Origin of the sequence: Bradyrhizobium manausense, from assembly GCF_018131105.1 — a bacterium.
Classification (GTDB): domain Bacteria; phylum Pseudomonadota; class Alphaproteobacteria; order Rhizobiales; family Xanthobacteraceae; genus Bradyrhizobium; species Bradyrhizobium manausense_B.
The window spans coordinates 362,631-379,644 of sequence record NZ_JAFCJI010000002.1; the positions used below are offsets into that span (position 1 = coordinate 362,631).

Genomic DNA, 17,014 nt, shown 5'->3' on the forward strand with positions numbered 1-17,014 from the left:
CCTCACCTCTCTGCTCGAAACCTCTGTTTTTTGAAACCTTTGCCCCCTATATTGGGGGTGCCGGTTCGCCGGCTATGGAAATAAACGGTCGTCGCAATAAACCATTCGGACCCGGGGGCGGTACCCGGCGCCTCCACCAAAGCCCATCGTTCGGCGGACTTGGCCCGCTCAAGTGAGCTTCGGCGGGGGCGAAATAGGATCGACGAGGGCGTAAAGGGCGAACTTTTTCCCGGTATTGTTCCGCCGTTATCGGGCTATGCAATAGTTGCCAACGACAACTTTGCTCCGGTTGCTCAGGCTGCGTAACGCAGTTTGAAAGACCATCTTAAAGTCCTAACGGGTTAAGCTCCGTTAGGCGGGGTTCGGAGGCACCTGGCAACAGAAGCCTCCACTTACCTCTGATTTCCTTCCCGGCGGGGACTCCTGCTGACCCGTCAGGCGCGGTACTATTGCGGCTTGGCGAGTCGGGCCGGCAGGGCCCGCCTCCTGGAATGCAACAGGACCACCATGGCGACCGATCATATCCGATACGATGTGCTGGCACGCGACGCGCTGCGCGGCGTGCTGCGCAAGGTGCTGACCGACGCCGCGGCCCACGGCCTGCCGGGCGAGCATCATTTCTTCATCACCTTCGTATCGAAGGCCGAGGGCGTGAAGCTGTCGAGCCGTTTGCTGGCGCAATATCCGGAAGAGATGACGATCATCCTCCAGCACCAATTCTGGGACCTGACTGTGCTCGAGGACCGGTTCGAGGTCGGCCTGTCCTTCGGCGGCATCCCGGAGCGGCTGATCGTGCCGTTCAGCGCCATCAAGAGCTTCCTCGACCCCTCCGTGAAGTTCGGTCTCCAGTTCGACACCTCCGACGTCGCCGAGGTGACCAGCGAGAATTTGCCGTCGGCCGCTGTCCCGTCTGCTGCGGCAATGCCCGCACCGGCCACCGAGGCGGCCGAGACCGCGGAAGAGCCGACCCCGCCGAACCAGGGCGGCGCCGAGGTCGTGCGGCTCGATCGTTTCCGCAAGAAATGATCTAGGTTGGCCGCGAGACCGTCGCGCCCGGCCAAACTCCCTATATAGAAGAGCACATGAAGAGGCCGCGCGGCATTTCGTGCGGCAGAATGGATGTGCCCATGGCCAAAGCTGCGAAGACCGCCCGCCCCGCGACCCGCACCGAGACCGACAGCTTCGGTCCCATCGAAGTCCCCGCCGATCGCTATTGGGGGGCGCAGACCGAACGCTCACGCCAGAATTTCCGGATCGGCATCGACCGCATGCCGATCTCGCTCGTGCATGCGCTCGGCATCGTCAAGCTTGCGGCTGCACAGTCCAACCTCGAGCTCGGCCTGCTCGACAAGCGCCGCGCTGGCGCGATCATCCGTGCCGCGCATGAGGTGATCGAGGGCAAGCTCGATGATCACTTCCCGCTTGTCGTGTGGCAGACCGGCTCGGGCACCCAGAGCAATATGAATCTCAACGAGGTCATCGCCAACCGCGCCAATGAGATGCTCGGCGGCGAGCTCGGCAGCAAGAAACCGGTGCATCCCAACGATCACGTCAACATGAGCCAGTCGTCGAACGACTCCTTCCCGACCGCGATGCACATCGCGGCGGCAAGCCGCATCAGCGCCGATCTCGTCCCTGCCCTTGGCGAGCTGCATCGCGCGCTACGCAAGAAGGAGAAGGAGTTTGCGAAGATCGTGAAGATCGGCCGCACCCACACCCAGGATGCGACGCCGCTGACGCTAGGCCAGGAATTTTCGGGCTATGCCGCGCAGGTCGAGAGCGGCATCGCGCGGCTCAAGGTCGCGGTGAAAGATCTTTATCCGCTGGCGCAAGGCGGCACCGCCGTCGGCACCGGCCTCAACTCCAAGCCCCGCTTTGCAAAGCTGTTTGCAAGGCACGTCGCCAGGATCACGAAACTCCCCTTCACCAGCGCCGCCAACAAATTCGAGGCACTGGCCTCGAACGACGCCTATGTGCTGGCGCACGGCGCCATCAATTCCGTCGCGACAGGCCTGTTCAAGATCGCCAACGACATCCGCCTGCTCGGATCGGGCCCGCGCTCGGGCCTTGGCGAATTGATCCTGCCGGAGAACGAGCCAGGCTCTTCGATCATGCCGGGTAAGGTCAATCCAACGCAATGCGAGGCGATGACGATGGTGTGCTGCCAGGTGTTCGGCAATCACACCGCCATCACGGTCGCCGGCAGCCAGGGCCATTTCGAGCTCAACGTCTACAAGCCCGTTCTCGCTTACAACATGCTGCACTCGATCCGTTTGATGGCAGACGCCGCGCGCTCCTTCACCGAACACTGCGTCAGCGGCATCCGTGCCGATCAGAAGCACATCAAGGAGTTGATGGAGCGTTCGCTGATGCTGGTGACCGCGCTGGCGCCGAAGATCGGCTACGACAATGCAGCCAAGGTCGCCAAGACCGCGCATGCCAACGGCACGACGCTGAAGGAGGAGGCGCTGAGGCTCGGCTTTGTCTCAGGCGACGAATTCGACCGCCTGGTGCAGCCGGAGAAGATGACTCGGCCCGGATGAATTCCGAATTCCGATAGCCATCCGTAATGATACGGAGCCTTAAATCTCAAAATTATAAGGCTTAAAGGACAGGATTTGATTACCGTCAATGCGGCGGCAGAGGCGCATGCTAGGCAAAGCCCCTCTGCCCTTCACAGGGCGAATTCATCGTTTGATGGCCCTCTGGGCCGATTGACGAGGACAAGCGAATGACGATCAAATTCTTTGGGGCGCGAAGCCGCGCCCAGTTTCTGAATGTAACATCCTGCCCGCAGAGGATCGGGTGATGGAGACGCGGCATGGGGAACGTCATCAACCTGAAGCGTTTCAGGAAGCGCGCCGAGCGGGAAGCGTCGGCGAAGCAGGCGGACGCCAACCGAACGAAGTTCGGCCGCACGAAGGCCGAGCGGTCGGCGGACGAGAAGCAGGCGGCCCAGGCGAACACGCATCTGGACCAGCATCGGATCGATCGCGAGGAGCAGCCATGAAGTCGCCCGTCGTGAAGCGATCGATCGTGGTCGCCGGCCACAAGACCAGCGTCAGCCTGGAAGAGGCGTTCTGGAACGGCATGAAGGAGATCTCGGGCCTGCGCAACATGACGCTGTCCGAGCTCGTCGGCGAAATCGACGGCGCCCGCCAGCAGGGCAATCTGTCCTCGGCGATCCGCCTGTTCGTGCTCGACTACTTCAAGAGCCGCGCCATGGCCGCCATCCAGGCAGACAAGGTCCCGGCCTAGCGCCGGGGCGCACTGCCCACGGCTTCGTGATCTGCACTTTAAAATCACTCTAAGGTGCAGTTTCGGCGAGCGTGTGCGCTTGACCTCCATGCCTTGCGTTGAAAATACAGGGCATGACCGACACTCATGATATGCGCCGCGAAATGCCGCTCGGCCTGGCCAAGCGTGGCTATACCGGCGTCATTCAGCACCTCTCGGCCAAGGACGCCGGCTCGGCTCTCACGGATATCGAGCTCGAGAGCCGGTTGATCGAGCTCGGCTTCGTCGAGGGCGCCCGGGTCGAGGTCCTGCACGAGGGGCTGGTCGGGCGCGACCCGATCGCCGTGCGTGTCGACAACATCACCATCGCGGTGCGCCGCCGCGAGGCCATGGCCATCATCGTCGCCTGAGATCGCGACCGGACATCCGATTCCATGGAATTACCCCTTCTGCATCTCGCCCTGGTGGGCACGCCAAACAGCGGCAAGACTTCGCTGTTCAATGCGCTGACCGGCAGCCGGCAAAAGGTCGCGAACTATCCGGGCGTCACCGTCGAGCGCAAGGAAGGTTTTTTCGTCACCCCGCAGGGACGCCAGGTCTCGGTGGTCGATCTGCCCGGCACCTATTCGCTGCGCGGCCGCAGCCCGGACGAGGAAATCACCCGCGACTTCGTGCTCGGCAAGGCCTCCGGCGAGACCGTGCCCGACCTCGTGCTGTGCGTGGCGGACTCCACCAATCTGCGCCTGACCATCCGCCTGCTGCTCGAGCTCAAGCGCACCGGCCGGCCGATGATCCTCGTGCTCAACATGTTCGACATCGCGAACCGCCGCGGCATCTCGGTCGACGTCGTCAGGCTCGCCAAGGAGCTCGGCGTGCCCGTGGTCACCTCGATCGCGGTGCGCAAGGGCGGCACGGCCGACCTCCTGGCGCTGACCGACGAGATCTCGGCCGAACTCGCCGCCGAGCCGGCCGAAAACAGCTGGCGCGCGCTCAGCGTCGCCGAGCTGCGCGCGACCCAGCGCGAAGCCGACCGCATCATCTCGGACTGCGTCAGCTTGCCTGCCAGGCCCGACACGTGGACCGCGCGGATCGATGCGATCGTGCTGCATCCCGTCGGCGGGCTGGTCGTGCTGGCACTCATCCTGTTCGTGATGTTCCAGGCGGTGTTCGCCTGGGCGCAGCCGCTGATGGAGCTGCTGCAATCCGGCTTCGATGCGCTCGGCGACTTCGTTCACGCCACCCTGCCCGGCGGCCTGCTGCAGAGCTTCCTTCAGAACGGCGTGATCTCGGGCGTCGGCAGCGTCATCGTGTTCCTGCCGCAGATCATCATCATCTTCCTGTTCATCCTGCTGCTGGAAGATTTCGGCTACATGGCGCGCGCCGCGTTCCTGATGGACCGCATCATGGGCGGCGCCGGCTTGCACGGCCGCGCCTTCATTCCGCTGCTGTCGAGCTTTGCCTGCGCCATTCCCGGCATCATGGCGACGCGCGTCATCGACAACAAGCGCGACCGGCTGACCACGATCCTGATCGCGCCGCTGATGACCTGCTCGGCGCGCATTCCCGTCTACACGCTGATCATCTCCGCCTTCATTCCGGCCAAGGACGTCTGGGGCTTCATCAACCTGCAAGGCCTCGTGATGTTCGGCCTCTATGCCGCCGGCATCACCAGCGCGCTCATCGTCTCGTTCCTGATCAAGTTCTTCATGATGCGCGACTACGCGCCGGCACCGTTCATGCTGGAGCTGCCGGACTACAAGATGCCGCGGCTGAAATCGATCGCGATCGGCATCTTCACCCGCGCAAAGATGTTCCTGCAGCGCGCCGGCACCACGATCTTTTCGATGATGGTGCTGATCTGGTTCCTGGCCTCGTTCCCGCAGCCGCCTGCGGGCGCGACCGAGCCCGCGATCGATTTCAGCCTGGCTGCCATCATCGGCAAGGCGATCGAGCCCCTGCTTCACCCCGTCGGCTTCAACTGGCAGATCGCGGTCGCGCTGATCCCGGGCATGGCGGCACGCGAAGTCGCGGTCGCAGCCCTCGGCACCGTCTATGCGATCGAAGGCGGCAAGGAGGCGGCCGAGCAGATCGGTCAGGTGCTGGCAACGAAATGGTCGCTCGCGACCGCGCTGTCGATGCTGGCCTGGTACATCTTCGCACCGCAATGCGCCTCCACGCTCGCGGTCATCAGGCGCGAGACCGGAAGCTGGGGCTGGATGGCGGCGACCTTCGCCTACATGCTGGTGCTGGCCTATGCGGCGAGCCTTCTGACGTTCAACATCGCGGTCGCGCTCGGCGCGGGCTAGCTCCCCCGCCCCAAAACTGCGAAAACAACCCCATGCACAGTAGACAGGGGTTGTGAAATCAATGGCTTACGCCTGGGCGGGGCCACCCGACCGTAACGGCAAGCCTCCTGACCTACAGCGTCGCGATCGCCTCTGCGCGATGCTTGCGCTCCGTTTCGGAACCGACCCCATTGATTTGTCTCAATGGTTTACCTCATCGGCCTGTCACGCTTTCTCGTCGTCCTGCAAAGGGAGAGTGCACATGACTGGACGTGCCAAGCTGATCGGATTGTTCGTCACCGCCGCGCTGTTCACGGCAGCGCCTTTGTCGCTTCACACCTCGCCGTCGAAAACGCTCGCCGTGTCCGTTGACACCGCCGCGGCCCGCGTCGGGCGCCCCCTTACGCCGATGAGCGTCGCAGGCGTCAACCGCAGGGTCCATCGGCGGGCGTATTACGGCGCAGCAGCGGCAGGAGCCGCAGCCTATGGAGCCTATGGCTATCGCCGTGCCTGTGGATACTACCCCTATCCGCCCTGCTATTGAGGCGCCGGTTCAAGGGCGCGCAACAAGCCGTTGAACCACATCAAGACCGGATGAATCTGTGCCGGCAACGTCGAGGTCCGACCGCATGGACGGACTATGGGTGCGCTGTACCCCAAGCTTTGGGTTAGGGCGGGTGACCGCGGAGTCGGCACGTCCGGTTCAACCAAGAGCTACTTTATCGCCGATCGGCCCGCGGCTAGTCTCGCTTGACAACGCGGAAGGACGCCGGAATGCGGGCAGTGATCGTCGGTGCCGGAATGGGCGGGTTGATGACGGCGTTGGCGCTGCGACAGTCCGGCGTCTTCACATCGGTCGATGTCTACGAGCAGACCAAGGTCCCCAGCACCGCAGGCGCCGGCTTGAACATTCCGCCCAACGGGGCGCGGTTATGCCGTTGGCTGGGCGTCGACCTCGACGGCGGCGACCCCAAGGGCCCCGATGGGGCAATCGACGGCGGCCGGGCCGCAACGCTGGAGTCGACACGGCAGTTCAACCCGGATGGGAGCGTGACTAAGCGGCCGTTCGATCATGTCACCGCCGCGGGCGACCGCGCCGGGTTTCACCACATGCACAGGCTGGACCTGTTGATGTGCCTCTACAAGCGGGTGTTCGAGTTCGGTCCTGACAGCGGCGCGCCGTGCCCGATCACCGTGCACATGGACTGCAGGCTGACCCAGTTGCATCAGACCGCCAGCGAGGTGACAGCCACCTTTTCCAATGGCCGAACCGCGACCGGAGAGGTTCTCGTGGGTGCCGACGGGATCAACTCGGCCACGCTGCGGCTGGCATGGCCGAATCCGCGTCCCAAGCGCTGGACGGAGGTGACCTGCTTTCGTGGACTGATCCCGCGAACAGCGGTCGCCTCGCTCCGCAAGGCCGACGGCAGCCCGCTGGACAACAATCCCATCGACTCCTTCAGCATGGATCGCCATCGGAACGACAAGAGCGGGGCAACGACGTACTGGGTGCGCGGCGGCGAATTGTTGAATGTCTGGATCGCCCGCTATGAGCCAGACTCTGCCGCATTCGAGAAAGAGGAAGGCGACTGGTTTCCGGTCGGCCGCGAAGAGATCCTTCGCGAGGTCGGCGCGGCATTCGAGGGCAGCCCCAGCAGGGACGACCTGCTCGCCTTGGCGGGGGCCATCGTTCGTCCCACCAAGTGGGGCCTCTACGATCGCGACGCGCTCGAAACCTGGGTGCAGGGCCGCATCTGCCTGCTCGGTGACGCAGCGCACCCGATGCTTCCGACGTTTGGCCAGGGCGCCGCGCAGTCCTTCGAGGACGCCGCCGCGCTCGCCAGCGCCTTCGCCCTGCACAAGAGCGATGTGGCGACCGCGATGCTGCACTACGAACGCGTGCGGCACTACCGCGCGACCCGTTTCCAGCTCGGGTCCAAATTCGCCTTCGATCACTTGCGGGCCAAGGACACCGCTGAGCAGAAGGCACTCCTCGAGAAGCTCGACGAGCGGGTCAGCCCGGCCTTTGCCCACGACAAGCGGGGCGGCGAAGACGATTCCTGGATCTATGCGTACGACGCCCGCAATATCGGCACTGAGCTGCCTTACAAGCGATTGGGGCCGTGGGATTTCCGACGGGCCGCCAAGGCCAACTACACCAAAATTACCGGTCAACTCTGGATGCCAGCTACTCGCGCCAGCGGCAACCGTTCGGTCACGCGCGCAGAGGTCGCCCGGCACAATACGCGGGACGACTGCTGGGTCATTGTTTCAGGGAAGGTCTACGACATCACCGAGTGGGCCCCCCATCACCCCGGCGGCGCCGGCATCGCCAGGATGTACGCCGGCAAGGAAGCCACCGCCGAATTCGGCGACTACCACAGCGCGGAAGCTGTCGCGCACATGGCTCATTTCTGCATCGGCGACCTCGTCGAGGCTCCAGCCACCTTGCCGTGACTGGACATGCGGACGAGCAATCCGCCGATGGGGCGCACCGGAGTTTTCGGAACGGATGAGCCCCCCGGCCGCCGCACCTATTCGATCGTTGCATTCACTGAGATGACCGATCTGCCTGAGCCGTACGGACCTTCGCCTTCGCCATAGATGGCAAACGCATCGCTGCCCTTGTATCCCGATGCAGCGGTGTACCTGAACGTCGTGACGTTGAGCTGCCTGAGCGTCCCGTGAGCAGGTTTCTGGGACACGCCGGAGCTATGCATTGCTCCCGGAATCCGGATCGGGAAATTGCACGTTTGACCCGACCTGACCGCGAAGTAAGCCGTCATGTCGATGCCGAACACGGATGGATTGCCGGTGACCCGGCAGTCGGGGACGGCGTAAGCCGAAACAGGCGCCAAGCTCAAGACGACAGCTATTGTCCACAACCGCATCCTCGCCTCCTGTCAGGACGAACTCGCTTCCCCGACTATCGATCGCGCATCGCACTGGATGGCCATTGATTTGAATCAACAGACTGGCGCGGGTTGGCGAAGCGATGGGATGGCCGAACCGGCGAACCCTGGGAACGCCCTGGTCCATTCATACAGCCCAGCGCGGACACGCATGTTGCTTCATTCTCATGGCGAAGCGGTCAATGCGCCGGCGGCGTGCGGCTGCAACAAAGCGTCGCGCATCAGCCGTTGCGTCGGCTCCTCGAGATAACGATAACTCAAATACGAGGCCAGCAGCGTCGTCCCGACGAAAAGCCCGAAGAAGGCGTTGTCATAGATGGGGACTGGCGCCCGCATCAATGAAAAGCCCAGCATCATCGTCAACTGAATTGGGAATTGCAGCAAATAGCTCGAATAAGTCATGTTGCCGGCAGTCTCGACAAACTGCTGCAGCCGGGCCGGCAAGATCACGTCTCGCGAAAGACTGTACAGCAGCACGGGAGTGACGATCAGCATTACCGCAAGGCCGATCGATTCCAGATGGCCATTCGTGAGCCAATATCCGCATGACACGAAAACACCGGCAACGAGCCAGCCTGCGCCTTCGACCGCCAAGGGATGAACCGTTCGTGCCGTCACGTGTTGCCGCGCCATCGCCGCCAGTCCTCCTGCATAAAAGAAGGCGAAGCAGTCTGCGATTTGTCCCGGAATCATCAGACTGATGACGATGACCACCAGATTGAGCAGCCACGACCGTGTCAGCAGCAACATCACGAAAAAAAAGAAATAGACCAGCACTTCGACGGATATTGACCAGATTGGTCCATTGAAACTCAGGGCTTCCTGGGTCGTGGCGTTGCTCGCCATCAACAGCTGAAGAAGAAAATGGAAGGCATCATTGTTCTGGTAGACAAAGAAGTACCCGGTGATCTGGAAGTACAGGGGCTGAAGCGCGGCGACCAACAGAAGCGTCACGACGTGCAGCGGATAAAGCCGCGAGAAACGCAGCACGAAGAATTTCCACCCGTCGAGCAGGCGACTGGCGACCGCGTCACGGTATTTCCAGAAGAAAATGAAGCCGCTAATGCACCAGAATATCCGGACCGCATACGGGCCGCTTTGATAAAGGGGGCCGAAAAGCCAAAAGATCGGCAACCGATCCTGAACAAGACCCACTTCCCTGTCGCCGACGAAGGCGAATTGGCGATAGTGGAATAATAAAATGGCAAAAGCGGTCAGGAAGCGCAACAGCTCCAAGCCCAGAAGCTTGTTCGATCGGATTGCGACAGCCGCTGGCTTCATTTCGAACCGCATGAGACCGATGCTCCCTTCAAGATGGCCTCATTCCAAAGCTCATACCCGGCAGCGCTCAGATGTACTCCGTCGATCGTGTGCGGCGTCGGCAGCGGCGGCAAGGCAGCAAAGGTCGTGCCGCATCGGACAGCGAGTGCCGGCAGAGCGACATTATAGCTGTCGATGAGCGGCGTGGCTTTTGCTCGCGTCAGGACGGGAAGACGAGATGATGCATCGAGCGGCGGAATCCCGAGCATGATCACATGGGCCGTCGCCTTCGAAAGCGTCGCTACGAGCGAGCCGTAGTTCGCCTCGAACTGCGGCAGGTCCCGCGCGGCCCCCAGCGCGTCGTTGATCCCCAGTGCGATCACGATAGCGGCGGCGGTTTTGCCGTCGAGCGCATCCAGCAGCCAGTCGCCCAATTCGCTCGTCGTCGAGGCACCATCCAGGCCAGCGTTGACGATGGCATGCCCGCAGAGTTCGCGCGGCAGCGTAGACGCTTCGACAATGCTGTCGCCCAGAACGATGATGGGATTATCGATCCGGCTCAGCGTGTAATAAAGGATCGTTTGCCGGCTCCGACGGTGCGACTCCGCAACGGCCTGCTTCTTGGCAATGGAGGTTGCGACCGAAACAGCGCCGATCGCAAGAACTGCAAAGCCGAGCAGCATTCGGTTCATGGACGCACTCGAACATATCAGTGGTTCAAACAGCGAATGATAGGCCGGTGAAAGTTAAGACAATCCGCCAGCGATCGGCGAAATGACCCGTGATCGACCCGCAACGGGCATGTTCGGACTGCCTATTCCTCGTCAATGTCCCATAGCCGGTCGCGTATAGACGCTCTCGTAAAGGCCGGTGTGCTCCTCCTTCCAACCGCGCCTTCCGACGAGGAACTGCCTCAGTTGTTCGTGCCCCGTCAGCCACAACACAGCGTCGATGCGGTATTTCTGGAGGACGTCATCCCAGCTGCGTTCATCGACTTCCCAGTGAACGAGCTTGAAATAGTCGCGCAACAGTTCGTCTGGGTAGGCGGTTGCGGCCCGGCCGTCTACAAACAGGGGGACTGATCCATGGGTGAGGAGGATCAGATATCCTCCCACGTTCCAGTGGTTGAGCACGCGCGAATGCGCGAGATGTGTTTGCAGATATTCGGCGTCCTGCTCCGACAGCATCTCGGGCAACGCCACAGCCGGCCCGATCTGGACGACAACGAGCGGCAGGACACATGCAGCAACGAGTGAGGCGGTCAGGAGAGCCTGTTGGATTTTCAACTGGGGTAGCCGCCTGGGAAGAAGTTGATCGAGGTGCAGAGCGACCGGGACCGCCGAAAATAGAAAGAAGAACGACATGTATCGAAACTGGTGGAGGCCGAGCGCAAGAAACATCCAGGACAGGATGCGCATTTCCAGCCGAATGTTGGATGAGGCGCGGTAGCGGATCTCCAACGCAGCAAACGCAAGAATGTAGATCATTCCGGGAATGCTGCCGGGAAGTTCGATGTTGTGCGAATACGGCAGCCATTCGCCGATATTGCCTTGGACGAAGTGACCCAGGGTGGCTGCCACACCTTGGTAGATCTGCCAGCCCAGCGGATTCACGAACGTTGCGGCAAAGCAGAGGCCGCCCGCCAGCACTATGGCTTTGAGCTTATTCCAATCGCGCCGGATCAGGGCTCCGCCGCCAAACACGGCGAGGATCATGAAGCCGAGCACAAATCCACCGTGGAGATTGACCCAGAGCATCATCAGCAAAGGGAGCCACAACAGCTTCGCCGACCGCAGACATTCGCGGTAGAAGATGACGCTGAACAGCATTGTCGCGACATTCGGGGATGCCGCCAGGTAGATGTTGGGGGCCGCTTCGTAGGCCGGATACAGCAGGCACCCCACAAACACTGCGATGCAGGTTGCGAGTGCAGAGGCTCCGCTTATGAGGCATGCGGACGTGAGATACCCGACGATCAGCGCTCCGCACGCCACAACCAGGGCGATGAGGCCTCCATATCCGGCAAACTCGAAGATGAAGCTGGCGATGACATCCCAGAGCCAGGAAAGGTTGAACCATTGCTTGGTTCCGAGCGTGAATGCCCACGGGTCCTGGAACGGGATGCGAGCTTCGCTTCTAATCAGCTCACCAGCGGCAAGATGCCAGCCCAGATCATAATGGCTCAGGAGAAGTGAAGCGTTGGAAGCATAGAAGACGCTCAAGAGCGAGATCAGGAATGCATATGTCCCGAGTACTCGCGATGACAGCAGGCCTCTTACAGGTGATCTCGCAAACGCCTCACGCAGCCAAAAAGTCCGATCACCCATACTGCACTTCCGCTTCCAAGGCACCGCGCACTTCCAACCGCCTGCGGGTGGTTGCGCGCATGAGCCCTGATTACGGGAGCGCATCTAAAGTAGAGTAAAGAAAGGTTGCGCAACCTCGTACCTGCGCGCAAAAGGAATAATTGATTAATAGATGCTTTACGAAAGGCTCAGGCAGCCGCGCAGCCATGCGCTCGCCGAAACGGCAAGGAAAGCCGTTCGCCAAAATCCGGCGCGTTCGGCATCTTATCGGTGCTGGTCTGTGCCCTTGCTTATCTCGGCCGCGGCGCAGAGGCGCGCGTAGTCGCTCTTTGGCGCCGGACATGCACATGTTTGGTCGGGCAAACTGCCGAGGGCAGCTCTTGAGCCCTTCGGCGAAGCTGCGACTCGCAAGCTTGAAGTCCACGCGCGGGCCTAGCGGACGTGAATTGCTCGCATTGCTTCTCTTACTCGGAGCAGACGTCATCCGGGACATTTGGCTTGACCGGTACTCGGATCGAGGCTGACAATCAGGCGGGTCGGCTCAGCAGATCGTCACAGCATGTGAGAGGCAGGGCTATGGATGGTCGTGTCATCGAAGCTGACTATGTCGTGGTCGGGGCAGGCGCCGCCGGGATGGCTTTCACGGACACGCTGCTGCACCACGGCACATCCACGATAGCGATCATTGACGCGGGCCCCGGGCCGGGCGGTCACTGGAATTATTCATACCCGTTCGTCAAACTTCATTTGCCTTCACACCACTATGGCGTGGAGTCCCGGGTGCTGGGCGACAGCTCGCTCATTCGTGGGGGCCTGAATGACGGCCTATTGTCGATGGCGTCGGGGGCCGGCATCGTGTCGTATTATCACGAGGTCATGGAGCACGTATTCCTGCCGACCACGCGGGTTTCCTACTTTCCGATGACGCGGTTCGATCGGCACGGGCACGCCATCTCTCTGGTCACCGGACGGAGGAGCCCGGTCAAAGCGCGCAAGAAATTCGTCGATGCAACATATGCGGCGGTCGAGGTGCCAAGCGTGCATAGCCGCAAGTTTCAAATACAGGGCGCGCGATGCATCCCCGTCAACGATCTGACCAGAGTTTCGGGGGAGACGCGTCGCTATTGCATCATCGGCGGAGGGAAGACCGCAGTCGATGCGTGCCTGTGGCTGCTTCAGAATGGCGCCGATGCAGACTGCATCAGATGGATTGTCCCGCGCGATGCCTGGTGGATCGATAGATCGAAAGTGCAGTTCACATCCGATTTTTTCGAGACGTCCTTCACGTTTGTCGCGGATCAGATGGAAGCGATCGGCGGGGCAGAGTCTATCGGCGATCTGTTCCTGCAATTCGAGCAGCGTGGATTATGGCATCGTATCGATCGCTCGATCACTCCCACGATGTTCCATGGCGCGACAATATCAGAAGGTGAACTGGCGCAATTGCGATCGATCAAGGACGTTGTCCGAAAAGGGCACGTCCTGGCGATTTATCGAGACCGCATCGTGCTTGAACAGGGGAACGTCGCCGCAGACGACGACTGGTTGTACGTTGATTGTACTGCCGCCGGGATTCCTCCTCGCGAGCCGAAGGTGATATTCGAGCCGGAAAAGATCACCCTGCAATGGGTGAAATGGGGAAGGCCAGTCCTGAGCGCCGCCATCCTGGGCTATGTTGAGGCAACCATCGATGGTGACGATCTCAAGAACGAACTTTGTCAACCAATCTCACCGCCGCGGACTCCCGCCGACTGGGTGGGCATGTTCATTGCGACCGCGCGAAACGAGAAGCGCTGGTCGTCGCAGCATGGTTTGGCAAAATGGGTTCGCTCCTTGCGACTCGATATGGGAGCCAAGACCGCTTCGGAGGTCTCGCCAGATGACGCGGGTCGCGTGGCTATTTTGCAGCGCGTGAGACGAGCTCACCAAACCGCGGTGGTGAACGCGACGCGACTCGTCGCTGAGGCCGGCTGAAGGTCTGTCCTTGGCCTGAAGCGAACTTTTCGCTTTGCGCATCCAATGTCAGCCTTCAAGCGGCGCGTTTGCGGCCTTCGAGGCAGTCTGCGCGAATTTTTCGTACAGCGGCCAGTCCAGCGCGTGTTCTTCCAACGTTTCCGGATTCCACATGCGACGCTCCAGTGTGAAAATGTCGCCGCCATAAACGTGCAGGCCGGTTGCAGGTGCACTGCTACGGCACTGAACCACGTGAACGGTTTCTGAGGGTATGGTCAGTATCTCACCGCGGGTCAGCGTCGCCTCTCCTGCTCTCCGCAGCTTGCCATTTTCTCGCTCGTAGAGCGTATTTTTTTCTTCACCCGACAATTGCAGAATCGTGGCCCATGTTCCGTGGTTATGCGGCGGCGTGCGACGCCCAACAGGAAAACACACCTTGAGCAGCGTAACTTGCGGCGAACGGTAAAACAGCTGCCCCGCATTGCCGCCCGTGCCGGAGATATAGTCCAGCAAACTCTCGAGGGCTTCCACCCGTCCACGCAGGGATTCGAGAATTTCGCGCACCGCATCCATCGGGTTGGCGCTTTCGCCTGCCCTCCCGAAGCTCGCTACGAGTTCATGCACTTTCATGGCGCTCTCCAGTACATCGGCGGAAGGGGTGAGCTACATAAGCCTACGAGAATGCGCGAGCCAGGACGCGCGCAGGTGCTCCGTCGCAACCCTCGATCGGTAGCGGGCAAAATAGAAACTCCACTCTTCGGCCGCCCAATTTGTGAAGGTTAGCTATCTGCTCCGAGATCAAGACGCCATCCTTGAGGAGCGCACAGTGTACCGGAAACTGAAAGTCCTCGGGACGCAGGTCATAAGGAAGATCCGGCGTGGCGGTGTCTACCGCTATCAGCTTGACCTTCTGATCAACCAGCCATTGTGCGGCTTCAACCGAGAGATACGGATGTCGATTCCACTCGGGCGTTCCCCAACGTCCACTCCAGCCTGTGTCTATGGCGACGATATCGCCCGGTTCTATTGTTGGATTCGCAGCGGCAAGATCGTCGATCCCGATCTCTTCGTTGACAGCCTTTTCGAGGCGAATGACGACCCCTTCGCCTGTCATCCGCTCGAGCGGTATCTCGTCCATTCCGGGACCATCAACATAAAAATGCCTCGGGGCGTCGACGTGAGTGCCCATGTGCACGATTGTCTCCATCTGGGTGACATTCAGCGGCCGTTCCGGCATCTGCGCAAAATATGAAAACTTCGGCGGAGAAAATGCTGCGGAACGCGGTACTGACACCGAGAACGGGTGGGTGAGATCGACCCAATTCCCGTCCGCTTTTTGAATTGTCCTTGGTGGTAGCTCCGACCAGCCGCGCCATCCAGTGCGGCCTTTGACAGCAGGACTTTCGCACATTTTCGTTCTCCCGATGGCAGTCGCAAAATCTCAAAGATCATCGCGGGAATTGCAAGGCGAGCGAAGGGGCATGCTGGCCGGGCGCTTCGGTGCTATAATACGCGTATTTCATTGTGCAGATGCCTGTCTCAAAGGGAGGCTTGTCATGCAGTCATTTCGAGGATGTGCATTCGCCGCGCTCTCACTGAGCATCGTGACGTCGTTTCCTTCCGATGCACTGGCCGAACCGAAAGCAGAGGTTGCGGCTGCCACTTCAGCATGGGGACAGGCGCTTGCCGATCCCGAAAAGGTCTCATCGCTTTACTCGGACGAAGCAGTCCTTTGGGGGACGATGTCACCGACCATTCGGTCCGGTCGAGCGGCGGTACGAGATTATTTCGCAGGCGCTGCAAAAGCGCTGCCCGACCTCAAGGTCACGTTCGGGGATCAAATGATCCGTGTCTACGGAAACGCGGCAGTCAACTCCGGCTATTACACATTTTCCTGGGTCAAGGACGGAGAGACGAAGAGCTTGCCCGCACGCTACAGTTTCACGTACGTCAAAGATGGTGATCGCTGGCTCCTTGTGGATCATCATTCCTCAGCGTTGCCGTCGCCTCCGAAATGAGTTCGTCCCAGGCAGGCGAGCGGTGAACGTTGCGATGTACGTGTGGCTCCTGGCGGACGCGGCGCCGCATTGGACCGATGATCGCTCGCCTTACCGCGGCGTGACACCAGTCGAACTGAGCGTCAGCCTCGCTGATTTCGTCTGCGAGCTATTTGCACACGAAAGCCCTTCGCCTCGATCGCGTGGATGAGATCCTGAAGATCGGGTGGCGGTGCTTGATCGGGGGCTGCAGCTTCGGCGCGCGGCTCCATCAGCGCAGATGGATCGACACCAAAAATTTGCGCTACACGCTGGACTGTCGGGGCAATCGGAACGCGCTGCCGGTTTTCCCACAGCCACACAGAAGCCGTGGAGACGCCGAGTTGGTCGGCCAACGCGACGAGCGTCATCTTCCTGGCGTGTCGAAGCTCGCGAAGGCGTGCTCCGAAATTTCGATTCTTGCTCGTCCTTGGCAACCTCAACTCCCCAGAGTCGAGTGCCTACGGGTTACCGAGCGTTCCCGATACAAGATATGTTAATGCAGGCGTGCGGGCCCTGGCGCCCTTGGGACCCGCCGGCTATGGGCGTCGCGCACCTGTTCGCCGGCGGTCCTTTCGGGCACGCCTGTTTCGAGGCGAGCGGCAGTCAAAGCCGCACTTTGCCCAAAGTTCCCGCGCCGCCGGTCTAGTGAATGGGCGCGAGGTTCAGCTCTTTGATCCGACCGGCGGCGTCGAACGCAAACAGCGCGTTCACGATGCCTGCACTCGTGACGTAAGAGAGGATGGTTCCATCGTCATAGGGATTGAGATCGTCCAACGTGCCTGCCGGATACTCGCGAATGCGATCGACCCAATCGGCACGAAGCGCCTCGCGGCCGGTGATGGTCTTGACCGAGCCGCAACCGCAGCGAACCACGGCATCTTCGGCATACATTTCCAAAATCGATTCAATATCGCCTGCGCGGTAGGCATCGAGCCAGTCAACCGCTACGGCCATCGGGTCAAAGGACATATTCCACACCTCAATACCGTCAAAAATCGCGATTTAGGTAGGGTTAAGCCTGC

General features: G+C 60.9%; 18 protein-coding genes and 1 other RNA gene. 11 read left to right on the top strand and 8 right to left on the bottom strand.

Annotated elements, in window-relative coordinates; all coding sequences use genetic code 11:
- The first annotated feature begins 20 nt into the window (after positions 1-20).
- The 9 genes from ssrA to JQ631_RS22055 all read left to right on the top strand — a co-directional run bounded on the left by ssrA (position 21) and on the right by JQ631_RS22055 (position 7,979).
- Positions 21-393, top strand: a transfer-messenger RNA (tmRNA) gene (gene ssrA / locus JQ631_RS22015).
- Between the two features lie 114 nt (positions 394-507).
- Complete coding sequence (locus JQ631_RS22020) at positions 508-1,026, top strand: SspB family protein (protein WP_212329106.1); 519 nt, start codon at positions 508-510, stop codon at positions 1,024-1,026.
- Positions 1,027-1,115: 89 nt separating this feature from the next.
- Positions 1,116-2,543, top strand: coding sequence for a class II fumarate hydratase (fumC, locus tag JQ631_RS22025; RefSeq protein ID WP_212329108.1), 1,428 nt, complete (start codon positions 1,116-1,118; stop codon positions 2,541-2,543).
- 278 nt (positions 2,544-2,821) lie between these two features.
- Complete coding sequence (locus JQ631_RS22030; protein ID WP_212329110.1) at positions 2,822-3,010, top strand: DUF4169 family protein; 189 nt, start codon at positions 2,822-2,824, stop codon at positions 3,008-3,010.
- A complete protein-coding gene (locus tag JQ631_RS22035) occupies positions 3,007-3,258 on the top strand; it encodes a ribbon-helix-helix domain-containing protein (RefSeq protein ID WP_092022051.1) in 252 nt (83 codons plus the stop codon). The genes JQ631_RS22030 and JQ631_RS22035 overlap by 4 nt, the downstream gene beginning before the upstream one ends.
- A 113-nt stretch (positions 3,259-3,371) precedes the next feature.
- A complete protein-coding gene (locus JQ631_RS22040; protein ID WP_212329112.1) occupies positions 3,372-3,647 on the top strand; it encodes a FeoA family protein in 276 nt (91 codons plus the stop codon).
- 24 nt (positions 3,648-3,671) lie between these two features.
- Positions 3,672-5,543 carry a ferrous iron transporter B gene (feoB, locus tag JQ631_RS22045; protein ID WP_212329114.1) on the top strand — a complete coding sequence of 624 codons (1,872 nt, stop codon included), beginning with the start codon at positions 3,672-3,674 and terminating at the stop codon, positions 5,541-5,543.
- Positions 5,544-5,784: 241 nt separating this feature from the next.
- Complete coding sequence (locus tag JQ631_RS22050; RefSeq protein ID WP_212329116.1) at positions 5,785-6,066, top strand: hypothetical protein; 282 nt, start codon at positions 5,785-5,787, stop codon at positions 6,064-6,066.
- A gap of 230 nt (positions 6,067-6,296) precedes the next feature.
- Complete coding sequence (locus tag JQ631_RS22055) at positions 6,297-7,979, top strand: cytochrome b5 domain-containing protein (RefSeq protein WP_212329122.1); 1,683 nt, start codon at positions 6,297-6,299, stop codon at positions 7,977-7,979.
- Positions 7,980-8,056: 77 nt separating this feature from the next.
- Here JQ631_RS22055 and JQ631_RS22060 read toward each other — a convergent pair whose 3' ends face one another.
- From JQ631_RS22060 to JQ631_RS22075, 4 genes are all read right to left on the bottom strand, one after another.
- A complete protein-coding gene (locus JQ631_RS22060; protein ID WP_249160870.1) occupies positions 8,057-8,413 on the bottom strand; it encodes a hypothetical protein in 357 nt (118 codons plus the stop codon).
- A gap of 186 nt (positions 8,414-8,599) precedes the next feature.
- Positions 8,600-9,727, bottom strand: coding sequence for an acyltransferase family protein (locus tag JQ631_RS22065; protein WP_249160872.1), 1,128 nt, complete (start codon positions 9,725-9,727; stop codon positions 8,600-8,602).
- Complete coding sequence (locus JQ631_RS22070) at positions 9,712-10,386, bottom strand: SGNH/GDSL hydrolase family protein (RefSeq protein WP_212329124.1); 675 nt, start codon at positions 10,384-10,386, stop codon at positions 9,712-9,714. Before JQ631_RS22070 ends, JQ631_RS22065 begins: the two co-directional genes overlap by 16 nt.
- Before the next feature lie 132 nt (positions 10,387-10,518).
- Positions 10,519-11,916, bottom strand: a complete 1,398-nt coding sequence (locus tag JQ631_RS22075) for a hypothetical protein (protein ID WP_249160874.1) — start codon at positions 11,914-11,916, stop codon at positions 10,519-10,521.
- 660 nt (positions 11,917-12,576) lie between these two features.
- On the opposite strand from JQ631_RS22075, the gene JQ631_RS22080 reads away from it, so the two are divergent.
- On the top strand, positions 12,577-13,974 hold the full coding sequence (locus tag JQ631_RS22080) for an NAD(P)-binding protein (protein ID WP_212329126.1): 1,398 nt from the start codon (positions 12,577-12,579) through the stop codon (positions 13,972-13,974).
- A 48-nt stretch (positions 13,975-14,022) separates the two neighbouring features.
- Here JQ631_RS22080 and JQ631_RS22085 read toward each other — a convergent pair whose 3' ends face one another.
- The gene (locus JQ631_RS22085; protein ID WP_212329127.1) at positions 14,023-14,583 is read right to left on the bottom strand and encodes a cysteine dioxygenase family protein; all 561 of its coding nucleotides are present in this window, start codon (positions 14,581-14,583) and stop codon (positions 14,023-14,025) included.
- Positions 14,584-14,626: 43 nt separating this feature from the next.
- Entirely contained in the window at positions 14,627-15,364 is a 738-nt protein-coding gene (locus JQ631_RS22090) for a cyclase family protein (RefSeq protein ID WP_212329128.1), read from the bottom strand.
- Between the two features lie 145 nt (positions 15,365-15,509).
- Between JQ631_RS22090 and JQ631_RS22095 the strand changes: the two genes are divergently transcribed.
- A complete protein-coding gene (locus JQ631_RS22095; protein WP_212329129.1) occupies positions 15,510-15,971 on the top strand; it encodes an SgcJ/EcaC family oxidoreductase in 462 nt (153 codons plus the stop codon).
- Between the two features lie 122 nt (positions 15,972-16,093).
- Here JQ631_RS22095 and JQ631_RS22100 read toward each other — a convergent pair whose 3' ends face one another.
- Together JQ631_RS22100 and JQ631_RS22105 are read right to left on the bottom strand one after the other, a co-directional pair.
- Positions 16,094-16,432, bottom strand: a complete 339-nt coding sequence (locus JQ631_RS22100; protein ID WP_349645014.1) for a helix-turn-helix domain-containing protein — start codon at positions 16,430-16,432, stop codon at positions 16,094-16,096.
- 202 nt (positions 16,433-16,634) lie between these two features.
- Positions 16,635-16,961, bottom strand: a complete 327-nt coding sequence (locus JQ631_RS22105; protein WP_212329139.1) for a nuclear transport factor 2 family protein — start codon at positions 16,959-16,961, stop codon at positions 16,635-16,637.
- Between the last annotated feature and the right edge of the window lie 53 nt (positions 16,962-17,014).

Bases quoted from the DNA above. Each gene is read 5' to 3' on its own strand.
- JQ631_RS22020 (WP_212329106.1), top strand. From the start codon at position 508: ATGGCGACCGATCATATCCGATACGATGTGCTGGCACGCGACGCGCTG.
- fumC (WP_212329108.1), top strand. From the start codon at position 1,116: ATGGATGTGCCCATGGCCAAAGCTGCGAAGACCGCCCGCCCCGCGACC.
- JQ631_RS22030 (WP_212329110.1), top strand. From the start codon at position 2,822: ATGGGGAACGTCATCAACCTGAAGCGTTTCAGGAAGCGCGCCGAGCGG.
- JQ631_RS22035 (WP_092022051.1), top strand. From the start codon at position 3,007: ATGAAGTCGCCCGTCGTGAAGCGATCGATCGTGGTCGCCGGCCACAAG.
- JQ631_RS22040 (WP_212329112.1), top strand. From the start codon at position 3,372: ATGACCGACACTCATGATATGCGCCGCGAAATGCCGCTCGGCCTGGCC.
- feoB (WP_212329114.1), top strand. From the start codon at position 3,672: ATGGAATTACCCCTTCTGCATCTCGCCCTGGTGGGCACGCCAAACAGC.
- JQ631_RS22050 (WP_212329116.1), top strand. From the start codon at position 5,785: ATGACTGGACGTGCCAAGCTGATCGGATTGTTCGTCACCGCCGCGCTG.
- JQ631_RS22055 (WP_212329122.1), top strand. From the start codon at position 6,297: ATGCGGGCAGTGATCGTCGGTGCCGGAATGGGCGGGTTGATGACGGCG.
- JQ631_RS22060 (WP_249160870.1), bottom strand. From the start codon at position 8,413: ATGCGGTTGTGGACAATAGCTGTCGTCTTGAGCTTGGCGCCTGTTTCG.
- JQ631_RS22065 (WP_249160872.1), bottom strand. From the start codon at position 9,727: ATGCGGTTCGAAATGAAGCCAGCGGCTGTCGCAATCCGATCGAACAAG.
- JQ631_RS22070 (WP_212329124.1), bottom strand. From the start codon at position 10,386: ATGAACCGAATGCTGCTCGGCTTTGCAGTTCTTGCGATCGGCGCTGTT.
- JQ631_RS22080 (WP_212329126.1), top strand. From the start codon at position 12,577: ATGGATGGTCGTGTCATCGAAGCTGACTATGTCGTGGTCGGGGCAGGC.
- JQ631_RS22085 (WP_212329127.1), bottom strand. From the start codon at position 14,583: ATGAAAGTGCATGAACTCGTAGCGAGCTTCGGGAGGGCAGGCGAAAGC.
- JQ631_RS22090 (WP_212329128.1), bottom strand. From the start codon at position 15,364: ATGTGCGAAAGTCCTGCTGTCAAAGGCCGCACTGGATGGCGCGGCTGG.
- JQ631_RS22095 (WP_212329129.1), top strand. From the start codon at position 15,510: ATGCAGTCATTTCGAGGATGTGCATTCGCCGCGCTCTCACTGAGCATC.
- JQ631_RS22105 (WP_212329139.1), bottom strand. From the start codon at position 16,961: ATGTCCTTTGACCCGATGGCCGTAGCGGTTGACTGGCTCGATGCCTAC.